This window comes from Acinetobacter puyangensis, from assembly GCF_900096995.1.
GTDB lineage: Bacteria > Pseudomonadota > Gammaproteobacteria > Pseudomonadales > Moraxellaceae > Acinetobacter > Acinetobacter puyangensis.
In genome coordinates this window covers 88,795-104,611 of record NZ_OANT01000009.1, presented here as the reverse complement: position 1 = coordinate 104,611, position 15,817 = coordinate 88,795, and the positions used below count along the sequence as shown (strand labels likewise).

The 15,817-nt window shown below is 40.2% G+C and carries 12 protein-coding genes; 8 read left to right on the top strand and 4 right to left on the bottom strand.

Annotation, left to right across the window (positions count from 1 at the left end; genetic code table 11):
- The first annotated feature begins 204 nt into the window (after positions 1–204).
- Complete coding sequence (locus tag CRO21_RS14350) at positions 205–1,284, top strand: energy transducer TonB (protein WP_228150457.1); 1,080 nt, start codon at positions 205–207, stop codon at positions 1,282–1,284.
- Positions 1,285–1,608: 324 nt separating this feature from the next.
- Here CRO21_RS14350 and CRO21_RS14345 read toward each other — a convergent pair whose 3' ends face one another.
- A complete protein-coding gene (locus CRO21_RS14345) occupies positions 1,609–2,421 on the bottom strand; it encodes a cytochrome C assembly family protein (protein ID WP_097080002.1) in 813 nt (270 codons plus the stop codon).
- A 143-nt stretch (positions 2,422–2,564) separates the two neighbouring features.
- Here CRO21_RS14345 and ffh point away from each other — a divergent pair, with 143 nt between their 5' ends.
- Complete coding sequence (gene ffh / locus CRO21_RS14340) at positions 2,565–3,980, top strand: signal recognition particle protein (protein ID WP_097080001.1); 1,416 nt, start codon at positions 2,565–2,567, stop codon at positions 3,978–3,980.
- An 83-nt stretch (positions 3,981–4,063) separates the two neighbouring features.
- Here ffh and CRO21_RS14335 read toward each other — a convergent pair whose 3' ends face one another.
- The 3 genes from CRO21_RS14335 to CRO21_RS14325 all read right to left on the bottom strand — a co-directional run bounded on the left by CRO21_RS14335 (position 4,064) and on the right by CRO21_RS14325 (position 6,157).
- Positions 4,064–4,405 (bottom strand): DHCW motif cupin fold protein, encoded by a 342-nt coding sequence (locus tag CRO21_RS14335; RefSeq protein WP_097080000.1) that lies wholly within the window; start codon positions 4,403–4,405, stop codon positions 4,064–4,066.
- Between the two features lie 211 nt (positions 4,406–4,616).
- The gene (locus CRO21_RS14330) at positions 4,617–5,354 is read right to left on the bottom strand and encodes a type III pantothenate kinase (RefSeq protein WP_097079999.1); all 738 of its coding nucleotides are present in this window, start codon (positions 5,352–5,354) and stop codon (positions 4,617–4,619) included.
- On the bottom strand, positions 5,351–6,157 hold the full coding sequence (locus tag CRO21_RS14325) for a biotin--[acetyl-CoA-carboxylase] ligase (protein ID WP_097079998.1): 807 nt from the start codon (positions 6,155–6,157) through the stop codon (positions 5,351–5,353). Before CRO21_RS14325 ends, CRO21_RS14330 begins: the two co-directional genes overlap by 4 nt.
- On the opposite strand from CRO21_RS14325, the gene CRO21_RS14320 reads away from it, so the two are divergent.
- The 6 genes from CRO21_RS14320 to CRO21_RS14295 all read left to right on the top strand — a co-directional run bounded on the left by CRO21_RS14320 (position 6,156) and on the right by CRO21_RS14295 (position 15,555).
- Positions 6,156–6,968, top strand: coding sequence for a sulfite exporter TauE/SafE family protein (locus tag CRO21_RS14320; protein ID WP_097079997.1), 813 nt, complete (start codon positions 6,156–6,158; stop codon positions 6,966–6,968). The two genes, CRO21_RS14325 and CRO21_RS14320, sit on opposite strands and share 2 nt — an antisense overlap.
- A gap of 259 nt (positions 6,969–7,227) precedes the next feature.
- Positions 7,228–7,926 (top strand): GntR family transcriptional regulator, encoded by a 699-nt coding sequence (locus CRO21_RS14315; RefSeq protein WP_097079996.1) that lies wholly within the window; start codon positions 7,228–7,230, stop codon positions 7,924–7,926.
- Between the two features lie 10 nt (positions 7,927–7,936).
- Entirely contained in the window at positions 7,937–11,422 is a 3,486-nt protein-coding gene (gene smc, locus CRO21_RS14310) for a chromosome segregation protein SMC (protein WP_097079995.1), read from the top strand.
- Between the two features lie 3 nt (positions 11,423–11,425).
- Positions 11,426–12,520 carry a cell division protein ZipA C-terminal FtsZ-binding domain-containing protein gene (locus CRO21_RS14305; RefSeq protein ID WP_097079994.1) on the top strand — a complete coding sequence of 365 codons (1,095 nt, stop codon included), beginning with the start codon at positions 11,426–11,428 and terminating at the stop codon, positions 12,518–12,520.
- Positions 12,521–12,653: 133 nt separating this feature from the next.
- A complete protein-coding gene (gene nfuA, locus CRO21_RS14300; protein WP_097079993.1) occupies positions 12,654–13,292 on the top strand; it encodes a Fe-S biogenesis protein NfuA in 639 nt (212 codons plus the stop codon).
- Between the two features lie 178 nt (positions 13,293–13,470).
- The gene (locus CRO21_RS14295; RefSeq protein ID WP_097079992.1) at positions 13,471–15,555 is read left to right on the top strand and encodes a TonB-dependent receptor domain-containing protein; all 2,085 of its coding nucleotides are present in this window, start codon (positions 13,471–13,473) and stop codon (positions 15,553–15,555) included.
- Positions 15,556–15,817 lie beyond the last annotated feature (262 nt).

Sequence of the window (15,817 nt, the reverse complement as noted above, 5' to 3'; positions counted from 1 at the left end):
GCGACCTCACTTTGCCTTAAAATACAAAACGCCCAATGAGGTTCATCAGGCGTTTTATAGTTGAAATCAGTGTCAACTTATTTCAGGACTAGACATTTTCATTAGGATGTATATTGTAATCATGGGGTGTCTTAACTAGAATTAAAACAGCAAAATCATTAGATTAGCCAAAATAATATTGATATGAAAATAGGCGACTAAAAAATGAAAATTATGTATTTAATGGCGATCACAGCTTTGATGTATAGCCAGACTTGGGCAGGTTCTATGCTAAATGGAGATTTTTTAACATGCTTGGAGCAACAGAAGCGTTTGTCTTTAAGTCCTCCTTCTCCTGACCGTCCAGTCCTCTCTTATGTGATTAAACCTAAGATTATTTATCCTCATAATATTCAAGAATTTGGTAATAAAGGGGATGTTGAGTTAGGTTTATTAATCGATAAAATGGGGCACATTGAAAGAATTAAGGTTTTAGAATCTATCCATCCGGATTTAGAACAAGCTGCTGTACAAGGCATATTACATGCCCAGTTTCCACCTTCCAACGATACAGAAGCACGTTGTGCAATACAAAAAGTCGGATTTGGGATACAAAAAAATATCGGGTCTATCGGTCCAAATGCAGTCGATCCATTTAAAATGCCAAAAGCATCTAAAAAATTACCAGAACATCTGCAATATGATGAGCCACCCGTCATTAAAGTCGCTGCACCGCTGGTCTATCCATTAAATTTATTACAGAAAAACCAAAAGGGTAAAGCAAAAATTTATGTGCTGATTGATCCAACCGGAAAAGTGCTAAAATCAGAAGTGTTATCGGCATCTTCACCAGAATTTGGCCTTGCTGCAAAAGCATCTTTTCAGTCTTGGGAATTTTATCCTGCCAAGAAAGATCATGAGAATAGTTGGTCCGTGATGACTAAAGAATATGATTTTAATCTCTTTAATCGAGATAGTCGGTTATCTGCATCAGCTATCCAGATTCTCGAAAATATCAAGAAAAATAAAAAAGATTTTAGCACGCTGACGGAACTGGATTATATTCCGAAACCACTCTATGCACCCATGCCGGCCAAGTCCAAAGATGGCAGCAAAAATTATGTACAAATTGAATTTTATCTGGATAAAGATGGATTGGTACAATTACCGAAGTTATTATCCTATGATGCTGAAGAACAGGGGTGGCTGGCATTAACAGCGATTAAGCGTTGGCAATTCGAAGTACCCAAAATAAATGGACAGCCGGTGATTGCAAAACTGGTATTACCTTTGCAATTTCAATAACTTTTAATTCATTTAATCAGAGATTACTGTTTCTATCTGGATGAAGGTTTCACTTTTTTATACTTGGCGTATTGCTATAGCAAAATTCGGTTTATAGGCTACATATCATCTCGTCATACTTGCGAAAGCAAGTATCCAGAGCAAAGTTCTTAAGACCTAGGCTTTAGCTTTATAGAGTTTGATTTAGGATACGTTAACTCTGGATGCCGGATCAAGTCCGGCATGACACAAATGTAGCTTACATTTTGAATTTTGCTATATTTGGTCTTATCGGTTAATTAATTATCAGTCCATACCATATGCAATACGCTGTTATTATTGTCATTAAGTTTTCATTAAAATAATTTCCAGCACAAACTTACTGCCAATAAAACCCAAAGCCAGCAGGAAAAATCCTAATAAGGTAAATTGAATGGCTTTTTTGCCACGCCATCCCAGTTTCCAGTGTCCAAGCAATAAACCACCGTAAATAAACCATGAAATCACACTAAATACAGTTTTATGAGCAAGATGCTGACCGAAAAAGTCATCAATGGTAAAGAAACCAAAACCCAATGCAACTGTTAGCAATAGGAAGCCGACAAAGATTAAATCAAACAGTAAGGATTCCATAGTTTGCAGAGAAGGAAGCAAATTCACCCAGATCCGTTTCTTTTGTTTCTTCTTAAGCTCACGATTTTGAAACCAGATTAAAATGGCATGAATTGTTGCCATAAATAGGACTGCATAGGCTGCTAGTGACAAGATGATATGAATATCAATACCTACACCTTGTTCACGAATGACGTGATTAGGGGTGCTAAGTGATGCACCGATCACCATACCTAGCATGGCAACAGGCGTAGCGATTAAATTTAGAATGATCACCGGGCGATACATACTAAAAATAATGCTGAGTAAAAGCATTAATCCTGAGGTAAAAGAAATTAGATTAAAGACATCATAATTAATTCCCAGAGGTGTCATCATATCGATACTTAGCACCAATCCATGCAGGATTAAGCCCGTAAGCAACGATGACCAAACCAGAAATGGATTGGTGGTGGTTTTATCAAGAAACTGTTTTAACAGGTATAAAAAACCAGTTATATAAGCAATTAATGCCAATACGGTGAAAATGACGGGCAAATTCAACATGCCAAACCTATAATACGTGCGAGAATATTCATAAACTAAGTATAATTTCTTTCCGAACTCAAGTATCCTATAGCATCTTATGCATAATTTATCTATTGTTGGAAAGATTTTTTTGCAACTAGCCATTTTAAGCGGAATTTGCAATGTTTGATACATTAACCGATCGACTCACGCAGAGTTTAAGAAATGTCACTGGCACTGGTCAGTTGACAGAAGACAACATCAAGGACACGTTACGTGAAGTGCGTATGGCACTTCTTGAAGCCGATGTTGCATTGCCCGTAACCCGTGAATTCATTGCCAAAGTCAAAGAACAAGCGTTAGGTCAGGAAGTTCTGCAACAACTTTCACCTGGTCAGGCATTTGTCAAAATCGTCTATGACGAATTGACCAAAATGATGGGTGAGGCGAATGAATCGCTAGATTTGGCAGCCAAACCACCCGTGGTAATTTTATTGGCTGGTTTGCAGGGGGCAGGTAAAACCACAACCGCAGCAAAATTGGCGCGTTATTTAAAAGAACGTCAGAAGAAAAAAGTCATGACGGTTTCTGCCGATGTCTATCGTCCGGCAGCAATTAAGCAATTACAAACAGTGTCTGGAGAGGTCGGTGCAGAATTTATTCCTTCTGATGCCAGTGAACAGCCGATAGATATTGTTAATCGTGCTATTGCACAAGCAAAAATTAAATTTGCTGATGTCCTGATTGTCGATACAGCCGGTCGTTTGCATGTCGATGATGACATGATGGATGAAATTAAAGCATTACATGCGGCAATTCATCCAACCGAAACCCTGTTTGTGGTGGATGCCATGACAGGTCAGGATGCGGCCAATACGGCAAAAGCCTTTAATGATGCCTTGCCTTTGACTGGTGTGATTCTGACCAAAACTGATGGTGATGCGCGGGGTGGGGCTGCCTTATCGGTACGTGCGATTACCGGTAAGCCGATCAAGTTTCTGGGTATGGGTGAAAAACTTGATGCCCTTGAACCTTTCCATCCAGAACGTGTGGCACAGCGTATTCTCGGTATGGGTGATGTACTGTCTCTGGTTGAAGAAGTTGAACGTAAAATCGACCGTGACAAAGCCGAAAAAATGGCGAAGAAGCTGCAAAAAGGCGGGACATTCAATCTGGAAGATATGTTGACCCAATTTGAGCAGATGAAAAAAATGGGCGGTATGGCAGGTTTTCTGGATAAATTACCCGGGATGAGCGGTTCTGGTATTCAGGAAGCACTGGATAAGGCCCAGCCAGAAAATCAGGTGAAAAAAATGGAAGCGATTATCCAGTCGATGACCATTAAAGAACGTCGTAATCCTGACATTATCAATCCAAGTCGTAAAAAACGTATTGCCGCAGGGTGTGGTATGGAGATTCAGGATGTGAATCGCTTGCTGAAACAACATTCTCAGATGGCGAAGATGATGAAAAAATTCTCTAATCCATCAGGTATCAGTAAGATGCTACGTGGTATTCAGGGCATGCAGAACAAAATGGGTGGTGGCAATAGTGGTGGTGTTGGACCGTTATTTGGTGGTAATGATCAGAAAAAATAGTCATTGAGCACATCACTACTAAAGCAATTAAAAGTGGGGCACAGTGCCCCATTTTTTATGAGGACGTTAATTGCTTTATATCGTTAATCTATGATTAATAATTTAACACCATTTTTTGTATATGATTGATGTGGTTCAGAGTTATCACCTACCTGATAGCTCATGCCTTGCGTTAATATGAAGACTCGTCCATCTGCTAGTCTACTTTCAAATTCTCCTTCAAGACAAAAAAGAATATGTCCTTTTTTACACCAATGGTCGGCCAAATATTCGGGAGAATATTCAACCATACGCACTCTAATTTTATTATTTTCTTCGCCAAAATATTGTGTACGCCAATATGCACAACCAGTTTCGCCTTGATGTATTGTAACTGCAATATCGTCCCAATCGGTAGTCACAAACGGGAAGGGTGACATTTTCATAATAATTCCGGTTCAATTTAAAATACTAAGTGAAGTCCCAATACTGGCAGAGAGTTATACCATAATTCATAAATAATTGGGCGTATGCAATACGCCCGTACAATTCCATACAATTGATTTGGTAGGGGTTTATTGTATAAACCCTGATAATTTAATTTTAATGTTTGGTATTAGTTTAAAAGAATCAATGTTCAATAAGTCATTTTTTGATTTAGGTTTGCTGCTGTTGTACATAATACTGCAATCCTGTTAGCAGTAAATCTGCTTCCTGCCTTAGTTGATAGTCTTGTAAAAACTGCATAAATAAGGGCGCATCTCCACCGGTAAAAATCAGTTGATAATCGGGATGCAGTGTTAAAGTGTAACGAATCGCGCCCAGTAGACCTAATAAAATGCCATGATGAACTGCATCACTGGTATTACGCCCGGCAGCGAGATTTTCAAATGCCTGTTCGGGGATTTTAATGCCTTTGGTGCCCTGTGTCAGTGCATCATGTTGTAGATAGAGGCTGGGTAAAATATATCCGCCTTGGTGGTGGTAATGGTCTAATAGATCAATCGTCAATGCAGTACCACAACCAATAATGCAATATTTATTCGGTGATCGGGTCATTGCTAAGACCTGTAACCAGCGATCAATCCCCAGTTGTTTGGGCTGGTCATAGCCGGTAATTAGTCCTGCATATTGCGCCTGTACTTCGGCAAAATAAATGGGTGCATTTAGCCGGTTAAGGATTTTTTTCAAGCGTTGATTGGTGCTGTTGTCCAAGACCGAGGAAATGCCAATCGAGCTAATATTGAGCGATTTAAAATGTTGGCTTAAACCCAGTAATAAATCAATAGGCGACTGTAAATGTAATTCTGCGCCATGCTCAATGATCTGTTGTTCGGGATTACTGATCCAGTATTTTAAACGGGTATTCCCTAAGTCTAACCAAAGATGATTCATAATTGTTCTGCATCACTTGATGTGGAAAGGTGCAATCGCCCATCATAACAAACTGTTGCGATTTGATCAGCCGATTGTTGAATTAAGATGGCACCGTCATCCTGAATGCCCCGAAAAAAACCATGAAGATCTGCTTGATGATTGCGTTGCATTTTGACCCATTGATCCTTGAATGCAGCAATATGATTAAAGCGTTGTGCCAAATTTTGACTATTGTAGTTAAACCATTGTGCGGCCTGGAGTAGGGCTAGATAGATTTCTGCCAAAAACTGGACACGATCATAATATGTCAATCCCAATTGTGTGAGACTGGTTGTGGCCTGACCCATTTGCTGCTCAACTGGGAAAATATTAATACCAATGCCGACAATTACCTGATGCGGATTGATAGGTTCAACCAGAATGCCACCCCATTTTCCTTGTGAACTGTATAGATCGTTGGCCCATTTAATTTGCAGATCGGGGAGTGTATTTAATGTAGGACTATGAATCAGATTTAGGCCGCATTCAAGGGCAAAGCGGCCATCAACCGGACGTTGTAATTCAATCAATGCACTGAGAAAAATATTGCCCGGATTGGAAATCCATTGGCGTTGATGTTGACCTCTCCCCTGATGCTGTATTTGACTGACCGCTAGCGCTGAGCGATAGCCGGCGTGATAAAGTTTGAGGATATCGTCATTGGTGGAGACAGTTTCTGATTTGCATTGAATGATTTGTGGCGTAGCATGTGCAGCTTGTAGTTGAAAAGTCAGTCGTTGCTGCTCAAGCTCGGGTGCGATAGGAGACAATGGAATGGTCATGGAAATACTCATCTATTTGGCAATTGGTGCTTGTGCAGGATTTACCGCAGGGCTTTTTGGTGTTGGTGGCGGACTCATCATTGTGCCTATTTTGTATTGGGCTTTTACCCAGCAGGGATATAATCCCGATTATATTATGCATATGGCACTGGGTACGTCATTGGCAACCATTATCATTACCTCGATCAGTTCGGTATCTGCACATCATAAAAAAGGCGCAGTACTCTGGCAAGTGGTAAAAAATCTGGCGCCGGGTTTGATGCTGGGTTCATTTTTAGGTGCTGCGATTGCTGATCTGTTACCGAGTCATGCATTACAGTTAATGATGGGAATTTTTGCCATCTGGGTGGCTTATCGTATGTTTGCTGGTGCACAAGTGCTGGTGGATGCCAGTCGTCAATTACCGCCGAAAAATATGCAGTTAATGGCAGGTGGCGGTATTGGCATTGCATCTGCAATTTTTGGTATTGGCGGTGGTAGTTTAACGGTTCCCTATCTAAACCGGCATGGTGTGATCATGCAAAAGGCTGTTGCTACATCTGCTGCATGTGGTTTACCGATTGCAATTGCTGGAGCGATTGGCTTTATGGTGTTTGGTGCAGCCAATTCCCAACCGATCAAAGGCGCAATTGGCTATGTACATATTTATGCGTTCATCGGGATTAGCGTGATGAGTTTTTTTACGGCAAAAATCGGTGCAAAAGTGGCGCATAAACTTTCTCCCATGATGTTAAAACGCTGTTTTGCCACGTTGTTAAGCTGTATTGGTGTGTTCTTCTTGTATGAAGCAATGCTATGGTACTTGTTCTAAGGTGGAATTTAATTCAAAGCTTATTGCATCAATTGATAAAGTCCTTTTATCCGATATTTTTTCATATTTTCCGAAAAATGGCACGAAATCACAGGAAATTGTCAGACAAAGCCATAATTATTGTTTTATATTAGGCTCTGTTGACATTTTAACTGATAGGGTCATGTATTGGTGATAGGTCAATAAACCCGACTAGATACAAGTAAAACGCCATGATGTGAATCATGCACACATACCCATATTAAAAATAAGAGGTGTTATGAAAGCGGATCATTCCTCGGAAGGCTTAGCCGAACAAATTGCCAGACAGATTGCCGAACAAATTATTACTGGAGAACTGGTTGAGGGCGAGCGTATTCAGGAATTGCGTATTGCCAAAGAACTCGATGTGAGCAGGGGGTCGGTTCGAGAAGCCTTGTTACTATTACAACGGACCTATTTAATTGATATTTTTCCGAGACGTGGGGCAATTGTATCGGAAATGTCGGCCCATCAGATTAAAATGTTGTTCGATACCAGCATTGTGATTCTGGGACATCTGGTGCAACGCAGCAGTGAAATCTGGCGTCAACAGGATGCAGATCAAATGCAGCAATTAAGTGAGCAACTTGCCGAAATTGTCCGCTTAGGGGATATAGAGCGATTTTATGATGCCATCTTTGATTTTTTAAGTGTACAAAGCGAACGTATTGATAATCCATACTTATCGAGTATCTATCAGACGCTTTTACCATCGATCCGGCGCAGTTACTTTTTAACGCTAAATACCTCTCGACGGGAGTTGCAAGAGGCGTTTGAGCTGTTTAGGTTGGTGATTGATGCTATATTGATCAGAAAACCACAACAAGCCGCTTTATTTATGGAAGATTTTTGCCGACACTTACGCAACCTCGTGCTGGACTCGCTGGCACGGATGAAACAGATTGAATTGGCATGGGCTCGTCGCTCTCGCCGCTAATTGAGATGATATGCGTTTAAGTAGTTTAAAACTGGTTGGCTTTAAGTCATTTGCCGAAAGTACCACCTTACATTTTAAGGATAGCCGCTCAGCCATTGTGGGGCCAAATGGCTGTGGCAAGTCCAATGTGATTGATGCCATTCGATGGGTCATGGGTGAGTCGAGTGCCAAGCAATTGCGTGGTGGCAATATGCAGGATGTGATTTTTGCCGGAACATCGCAGCGGAAGCCTGTAGGTGTGGCCAGTGTAGAACTGCGTTTTGAAAATACCTATGGCAAGCTGGGTGGTGCCTATAATGCCTATTCCGAACTCAGTGTAAAACGTCAGGTCAATCGTGAAGGAAAATCCGAATATTTTTTAAATGGCACTCGTTGTCGTCGCAAGGATATTACCGATATTTTCCTTGGTACCGGTTTGGGGCCACGTTCTTATGCCGTCATTGAACAAGGTATGATCAACCGATTGGTGGATGCCAAACCCGAAGAAATGCGTGTATTTATTGAGGAAGCGGCTGGGATTTCCCGTTATCAGGCGCGTCGTCGGGAAACCTTACAACATCTTGAACATACACAAAGTAATTTATCCCGTTTAAATGATATTGCACTGGAATTAAATAGTCAGATTAAGGCCTTAAAACGTCAGGCAGAACAGGCAGAAAAATATCAGAAATTAAAACAGGAAATTGTTAGTTATAAAATCCAGTTGTTATCACAGCAGTATATTCAGGCCTTAAGTCAGGTCGAACGGTTGACCAAGCAACTCACAGAATTGACCGAACAGTATCAGCAACAACATAAGGCGCTAGAGCAAATTGAAATAGAAGGGCATTTACTTCAGCAAAAAATTCAGCAGCAGTTACCACAGGCTGAAGTGTTGCAGCAGAATTGGCAACAGGCACAACAACAGCATCAACAGGTACTTTGGCAATTGCAACAGGATCAGGCTCAGCAAGCGCAAATTGGCCAGAGTATTCAGGGTTTTGAACAGCAACATCAAGTGTTGCAGGATGAACATGTCAAGATTGCGCAGGAACTGGAACAATTGTCGGCACAGATGATTGCAAGCCAGCAACAACTCCAAGATGTAGAGCAAATTCAAAAAGAAAGTGAACAGGATCTGAGTGCTTTAAACAGCTGTTTTACTCAACAGGAACAGGAGTTTAACAAAGAGCAGCAGTATCTGAATCAATTACAGCAACAACAAAAGCAATTACATTATCAACTGGAACAGATGCAAAAAACCGGTTTGCGTTCCGAGCAATTATTACAGCAATTACAAGCTCAGCAACAACGTCATCGAAATGATGATACAGCCATGCAACTGGATGATTTAAATATCGAACTGGCCAATATTCAGATCAAACTTGAGCAAAGCCAGCAATCAGAACAGCAATTGAGTCAGCAACTGCAACATCATCAAGTCCAAAAAGACGAGCTTCAGCAGCAATGCCAAGAACTGGCAATGACCGAAAAAAATTTACAACGGGAAATTGAACAAACCGAAAAATTACTGGGGCATTTACAGCAAGGACAAGGCGTGGTTGCAAAACAGCCCTTATTACAACAATTGCAACTGACGTATCAGGGACAGCAATACAGCCACTTGATTGAACGAATTTTGGCAAAATGGTTATATGCAGAAACCAGTGGTCAAATCGACTTGACCTATCAAGGGGCAAGACAACTGCAATGTAATGCTGGCCAGATGGACAGCCCAACAGACTCTACTTCAATAGATTTGCCGACAATTGAAACGTGGATTAAAGCGCCGCTACATCGTTTATGGCAATCTATTTATATTGCACAGGATCTGGAGCAGGCAAAACAGTATTTGCAACAACTTGATGCAATCAGCAGTATTGTCACAGAAGATGGATATTGGCTGGCAACAGACTGGTGGATTAATTTAAATCTGGATGATCAGGTATCTGATGATGCAAAAAATCAGACAGGTCCGGCGCAGGGACAGTTACATTATCATACTCATTTAAAAGCATTGCAGCAGCAACTGGAACAGGTTGTAAGCCAGAAACAGCCAGCCCAGCAGCAGCTTGCAGCGCTACAGTCACAATATCAGCAAAGTAAAGATGCCTTGCAGCAAATGCAGCAACACCTCAAGCAACAACAACAGCAACAACAAAAATTACTGACCGAACAAGTTAGACTTCAGGCGATTTTAGCGCAACATGAACAGAATCTATTGCAACTAAAACAGCAGGCACAGCAATTACAAAGTCAGATTGCAGAAGATGGGCAGGAACAGGAACAACTGCAATACGATATCGTTAGCCTACAGCTGAAAATTGATCAGATTCAGCCACAAGTTATGGCGAAACAGGAGCAATTTGAACAGAATAAAATACGCCTGAATGAATTGAAACAACAGGCACAGCAAGATCAGCAACAAGTCTATCAATTACAGTCACAATTGCAGCAACAACAATCTAGACATGCGCTATTACAACAGGAAGATCAGTTTCGGGAACAGAAAATAGAGCATATCTCGGAACAATTATTGGATTGCAGGCAGCAATTACAACGTCTGACTGATCGGATGCAGGAAGCAACCGAGAAAGAGCAATTGGCTAAAACCAAAGCCGATCAGCAACAGCAATTATGGCTGGACTGGCAACAGCAAATCGAGCAGTTACAACAGCAACAGCAAGGTTTTAATGCACAGCGTATCACTTTGCAGCAACAGGAAAATGCCTTACGTGATCAACTGGAACAGACGCGTCTAGACTGGCAGCAGCATAAAGCCGAACAGCATCATGTATTGGAGCAGCTACAACAACTTGGACAGCCAAAACCAATTGAACTACAGATCGATACTGTTCAGGTCAGCCGGGCACTGGAAAAAGCAGAACAGCAATTTGCCAAAATTGGTGCCATTAATCTGGCTGCATTTGAAGAATTACAATTGCTGCAAGGTCGTTATGATGAATTGGACCATCAAATTCAGGATTTGCAACAAACCATCGAACAATTACAAGAAGCTATGAAGGCCATTGACCAAGAAACCAAACAGTTATTTATGAAAACCTTTGATCTGGTCAATAGGGAGTTACAGGAATTATTCCCCAAAGTATTTACTGGCGGGGAAGCCAGCTTAAGTCTGGAAGATGGCTGGCAATCGGGCGTGCGCCTGATGGCTCGTCCACCCGGTAAACGGAATAGCACATTGGCGTTATTGTCCGGTGGAGAAAAGACCTTAACAGCTTTGGCTTTGGTGTTTGCAATTTTTAGATTAAATCCGGCACCATTTTGTGTTTTGGATGAAGTAGATGCGCCATTAGACGATGCAAATGTAAATCGATTTTGTAATTTGGTAAAAGAGCTATCGCAACAGGTACAATTCATTTACATTACACATAATAAACTGGCAATGACAATGGCAACCGACTTATTAGGGGTTACAATGCCGGAAGCAGGCAGTTCCAAATTAGTTGCAGTCAGTTTGGAACAAGCTGAAGCCTATGGTATGACGATGGAGTAGATTATGGATCAAGCGTGGGAAATCATTGGAATTGTTATTGCTGTTCTGATGGTGATCATTGGTTTACGTTTATTATTTAAAAAACCGCAAACATCGCAACCCATCGAACAAACGGAACTGATTGTTGATGCACAAAGTCAACAACCTATTGTGCCTCGTCATTTACGGCCAGAAGCAGTCAAGTTGGCACCTGTAACAACCACAGGAGAAACAACATCGGCTGCCTCTGCATCGCTGCCTAATCAGGAATTAGCATCACAATCAAATGCTGAGCAAGCAACTGGGCAGAATGTAGCAACTGAATCAAAAGCAGAACATGATGCTGAAACGTCATCGATTTCGGATAAAGCTAAACATTCTGCCGAGCCGGATGAACTAGACCAGATCATTGAGCAGTTAAAAGATGAAGCCGAGCTGGTAGATGATGCCAAGCAGGTCATTGTGAATCAGGATTCAACACCTGAAATAGAGATTATTGATACGCTTGAGGTTGAAAAAACGCAAGATAATAGCCCACAAGATGTGATTGTTGAAAATATTGAGATTGAAGAAAAAGATGCGGCCGAAAAAATTTCAGTCAATGCTATTGAGGCGGTTGAATGGCAAGATGAAGCAGATGTGATTGATGCACATTTAAGCGAACAGAACCGTCAGGATGAAGAAAGTGCGCTGGCTAAGGCGCAACAACTGATTGCATTGTACATGTATCCCAATCCGGGGCGCGCATTGTCGGGTGAGCGAACCTTAAAAATGCTGCTTAAATATGGTTTACGTTATGGTGAAATGTCATGTTTCCATCGTTATGAAGATGCTGATAAACCTAGTCCCTTAATGTTTAGTGTACTGCGAATTAATGAAGATGGTGCACCTTCAGGGTTTGATCTGGAAAGCTTACCTTCTGAAGAAGTAAAAGGACTGGCATTCTTTCTGGCATTACCCAATCCGCATGCAGTCACAGGTTTTGATATGATGGTGAGCCTTGCCGGTTTAATGGCAAGAGATACCGATGGTATGGTATTTGATGAACAATCGCTGGAACTTACACCGCAACTGCGCGATCATTGGCGACATTTTGTGATTGAATACAAACCTGTATAATATACAGTTGCAGAAAAGGGCGTTTAAGCGTCCTTTTTTACATCTTATGAGAATAAAATTAATCCGACTGTTTTACTCAAAATTTATTTAAAGATGATGTATGATAGTCATAGATATTTGAGGAGTAAGATTGATGTCAGAAATCGTTGCAAATTCAACTGTGGCTGAAGAAATACCAAATTTGATGATTACACCATCGGCACAGGAGTATTTGAAAGACTTATTGGCGAAGCAAAATACTCCTGATATTGGTGTACGTATTTTTGTAGAAAGTCCGGGAACTGCGCGTGCCGAATGCTGCATGGCCTATAGTTCGCCAGAAGATGTGGTGCCGACAGATTACAAACAGGACTATCCTGATTTTCCGGTTTTTATTGATACGCCATCTATCCCGTATTTAAAAGATGCAGTGATTGATTACAACAAAGACCGTTTCGGTGGTCAGTTAACCTTTAAGGCGCCAAACTCCAAAGTGCCGCGTGTTGGACCGGATGCCTCTATTGAAGAGCGTATTGCCTATGTATTACAGGCAGAAATTAATCCGGGACTGGCAGGGCATGGTGGCAATTGTAGTCTGGTAGAAGTATTCGAAGATCCAGAACATGGTCTAACTGCTGTTTTACAGTTCGGTGGTGGTTGTCAGGGCTGTTCCGCCATTGATATTACATTGAAGCAGGGTGTGGAAACCACTTTACAGTCACATATCCCAGAGCTTGGGCGTGTGATAGACAAAACTGACCATACTCAAAATGCCGATGCGTATATGAAATAAATCACCGATATTTGATTGAAAAGCATCCGCATAAGGGTGCTTTTTTTATCTCGAAAATAATAATTTACCATATACTAAAAGTTAATAAAAGAGTTTCTCATTAACTTCTAATAACAATAATATTTTGATATTATGGAGACAATATTACAGTTTGTTAAATTAGATATAGGGTTTTGTAATGGTTAAACAATTGCCAAGAAGTGTACTGTCTTTTTCAATATTGCTCTCAATTTCTGGAATTACACCAGCAATTGCAGCAGATTCAAATGAAAATATAAAAAAACTGGAAACAATTGTGATAACTGCATCTGGATCAGAGCAAAATGTTGCGGATGCTCCTGCTTCCATTTCAGTGATTACCGCTGAGGAATTACAAAAGAAAGCCTATACTGATGTGATCGATGCAGTTAAAAATATTCCTGGAGTTTCTGTATCTGGTGGTGGAAATAATCAAGATATTTTAATTAGAGGTATGGGAGCAGGTTATACAAAATACCTGGTTAATGGAAGATCAATAAGTGCAGGGCGATCTATAAATACCAATGGGACAGATGGTGGAAAAATCGGGGCTTATTTACCTCCTATTGATCAAATTGAACGAATAGAAGTAGTACGTGGACCAATGAGTTCATTATATGGTTCAGAAGCGATGGGCGGGGTGATTAATATTATTACCAAAAAGGCCTCTTCTGATACTTGGGGTGGAAGTATTACTCCTCAATATACAAAGTCAGCAAATGATATATCAAATGATGAGTACAGTGTAAGTGCGTTTTTAACAGGTCCACTGATCCAAGATAAATTATCTCTCAGTTTAGATGGCGCTTTTCAGGGCAATGATGAAAGTGATTTGGCAGCTAAAAATCCAGATGCTGTTGGAGAAGCCAATAAAAGTGATGGTGCTAAAACTGAGAAGAAAGTCAGAAAATTAGGTACTGAATTAACGTGGAATGTTAATGATGAAAATGATTTAACGCTCAGATATGACACTATAAAACAGGAATATACTTCAACTGCTGGTAAAAGTAAGCCTTTAACAGGTATTGCATCATCTGATGCAACAACTTATTCTAAAATAAATAAAAATGTTTATATGATTGGACATCAGGGTGCATACGATAATCTAGTCACAAATACATATTTCCAGAGAGAAGATACCGAAAAAGTACAAGATAAAAGCATAGAAGAAAGGTTTGATATATTTAATACCCAATCCTCATATAACATTGGTAGCCATGTTTTAACTTTTGGTGGGCAATATCAAAAAGAGAAATTTACCAATGAATCAAATGGTTTAATTGGTACTGTTGAGTTTGCGGTAAGAGAAGCAGACAGATGGCAAGGTGCATTATTCTTAGAAGATGAATGGAATATTGCAAATTTTATCCTGACAACTGGTATTCGATATAACGATGATGAGTTGTTTGGTGGTGAGTTCACACCAAGGATTTACGGTGTTTATCATTTAACCGATGGATTTACCTTAAAAGGTGGGGTAAGTACAGGCTATAAACAACCAAATATTGCACAAGTTACCGAAGGTTTTGGACAGGGGACTGGTGGCAGTGGGTCTCCTGCACCACATCCAAGGGCCTTAATATTAGGTAACCCTGACTTGGATCCCGAAAAAAGTGTGAGTTATGAGTTTGGATTTAATTATTCAGATTCAGATAATGGATTATTTAGTAGTTTGATGATCTTCCAAACAGACTATAAAGATAAAATATCTGAATCAAGAATTTGTGATAATGGCGGAGATAGACAGGATCCATCTACTTGGACATGTAGACAAGGTGCAAATAATTATTTGTTCTTAAGTTCATATGAAAATATTCAAGATGCCGAAATAAAAGGTATCGAGTTTACTTTGGATTATGATTTGCTAGATAATTTGACCGCAAATACAAGTTATACCTATACCAAATCTGAACAGAAAAGTGGTGATTTTAAAGGACAACCTTTAAATAAAATCCCAAAAAATATGCTCAATATTGGATTTGATTATGATATTTCAGACGATTGGAATGCTTGGACACAGTATAATTATCGAGGAAAAACCAGTGATTATCTAAGTAGAGTCTCTATGTCTCAAGGAACACCAGGTTATGGTACTTTTGATGCAGGCGTGGTTTTCCATGCGACAGATACTTTAAGCCTAAAAGCTGGAGTTTATAATCTTGCGAATAAAGAAATTACAAATGATGAATATGGTGCTGTTCTTGATGGAAGAAGATATACTTTTGGTATGAATGTGAGATTCTAATATAACGTTAATCTCAATTTATTTAAGAATATCATTTTTCACTAAGACACTAATAATCTTATATTTTTGAAATTTTGGTTGCCGTAGGCAACCAAAATTGAGAGGGAGTTGGGGGCGCACGCCCCCAACTCCCTCTCACCTCACTGCCTTCGGCAGTGAGGTGAGTTAATTTTTTAAAAGGTTGAAATTTATACTTATTTATCTATTTAGGTATATTTATTGAACAAAAAAGATAAATTAAAGTTGAGACTACCGTATTCAC

What these genes read in the sequence shown, in the direction of transcription:
- CRO21_RS14305 (WP_097079994.1), top strand. Translation starts at nt 11,426, where the DNA reads ATGGATCAAGCGTGGGAAATCATTGGAATTGTTATTGCTGTTCTGATG.
- CRO21_RS14350 (WP_228150457.1), top strand. Translation starts at nt 205, where the DNA reads ATGAAAATTATGTATTTAATGGCGATCACAGCTTTGATGTATAGCCAG.
- CRO21_RS14295 (WP_097079992.1), top strand. Translation starts at nt 13,471, where the DNA reads ATGGTTAAACAATTGCCAAGAAGTGTACTGTCTTTTTCAATATTGCTC.
- smc (WP_097079995.1), top strand. Translation starts at nt 7,937, where the DNA reads ATGCGTTTAAGTAGTTTAAAACTGGTTGGCTTTAAGTCATTTGCCGAA.
- CRO21_RS14335 (WP_097080000.1), bottom strand. Translation starts at nt 4,405, where the DNA reads ATGAAAATGTCACCCTTCCCGTTTGTGACTACCGATTGGGACGATATT.
- CRO21_RS14320 (WP_097079997.1), top strand. Translation starts at nt 6,156, where the DNA reads ATGGAAATACTCATCTATTTGGCAATTGGTGCTTGTGCAGGATTTACC.
- CRO21_RS14325 (WP_097079998.1), bottom strand. Translation starts at nt 6,157, where the DNA reads ATGACCATTCCATTGTCTCCTATCGCACCCGAGCTTGAGCAGCAACGA.
- CRO21_RS14330 (WP_097079999.1), bottom strand. Translation starts at nt 5,354, where the DNA reads ATGAATCATCTTTGGTTAGACTTAGGGAATACCCGTTTAAAATACTGG.
- CRO21_RS14345 (WP_097080002.1), bottom strand. Translation starts at nt 2,421, where the DNA reads ATGTTGAATTTGCCCGTCATTTTCACCGTATTGGCATTAATTGCTTAT.
- CRO21_RS14315 (WP_097079996.1), top strand. Translation starts at nt 7,228, where the DNA reads ATGAAAGCGGATCATTCCTCGGAAGGCTTAGCCGAACAAATTGCCAGA.
- nfuA (WP_097079993.1), top strand. Translation starts at nt 12,654, where the DNA reads ATGTCAGAAATCGTTGCAAATTCAACTGTGGCTGAAGAAATACCAAAT.
- ffh (WP_097080001.1), top strand. Translation starts at nt 2,565, where the DNA reads ATGTTTGATACATTAACCGATCGACTCACGCAGAGTTTAAGAAATGTC.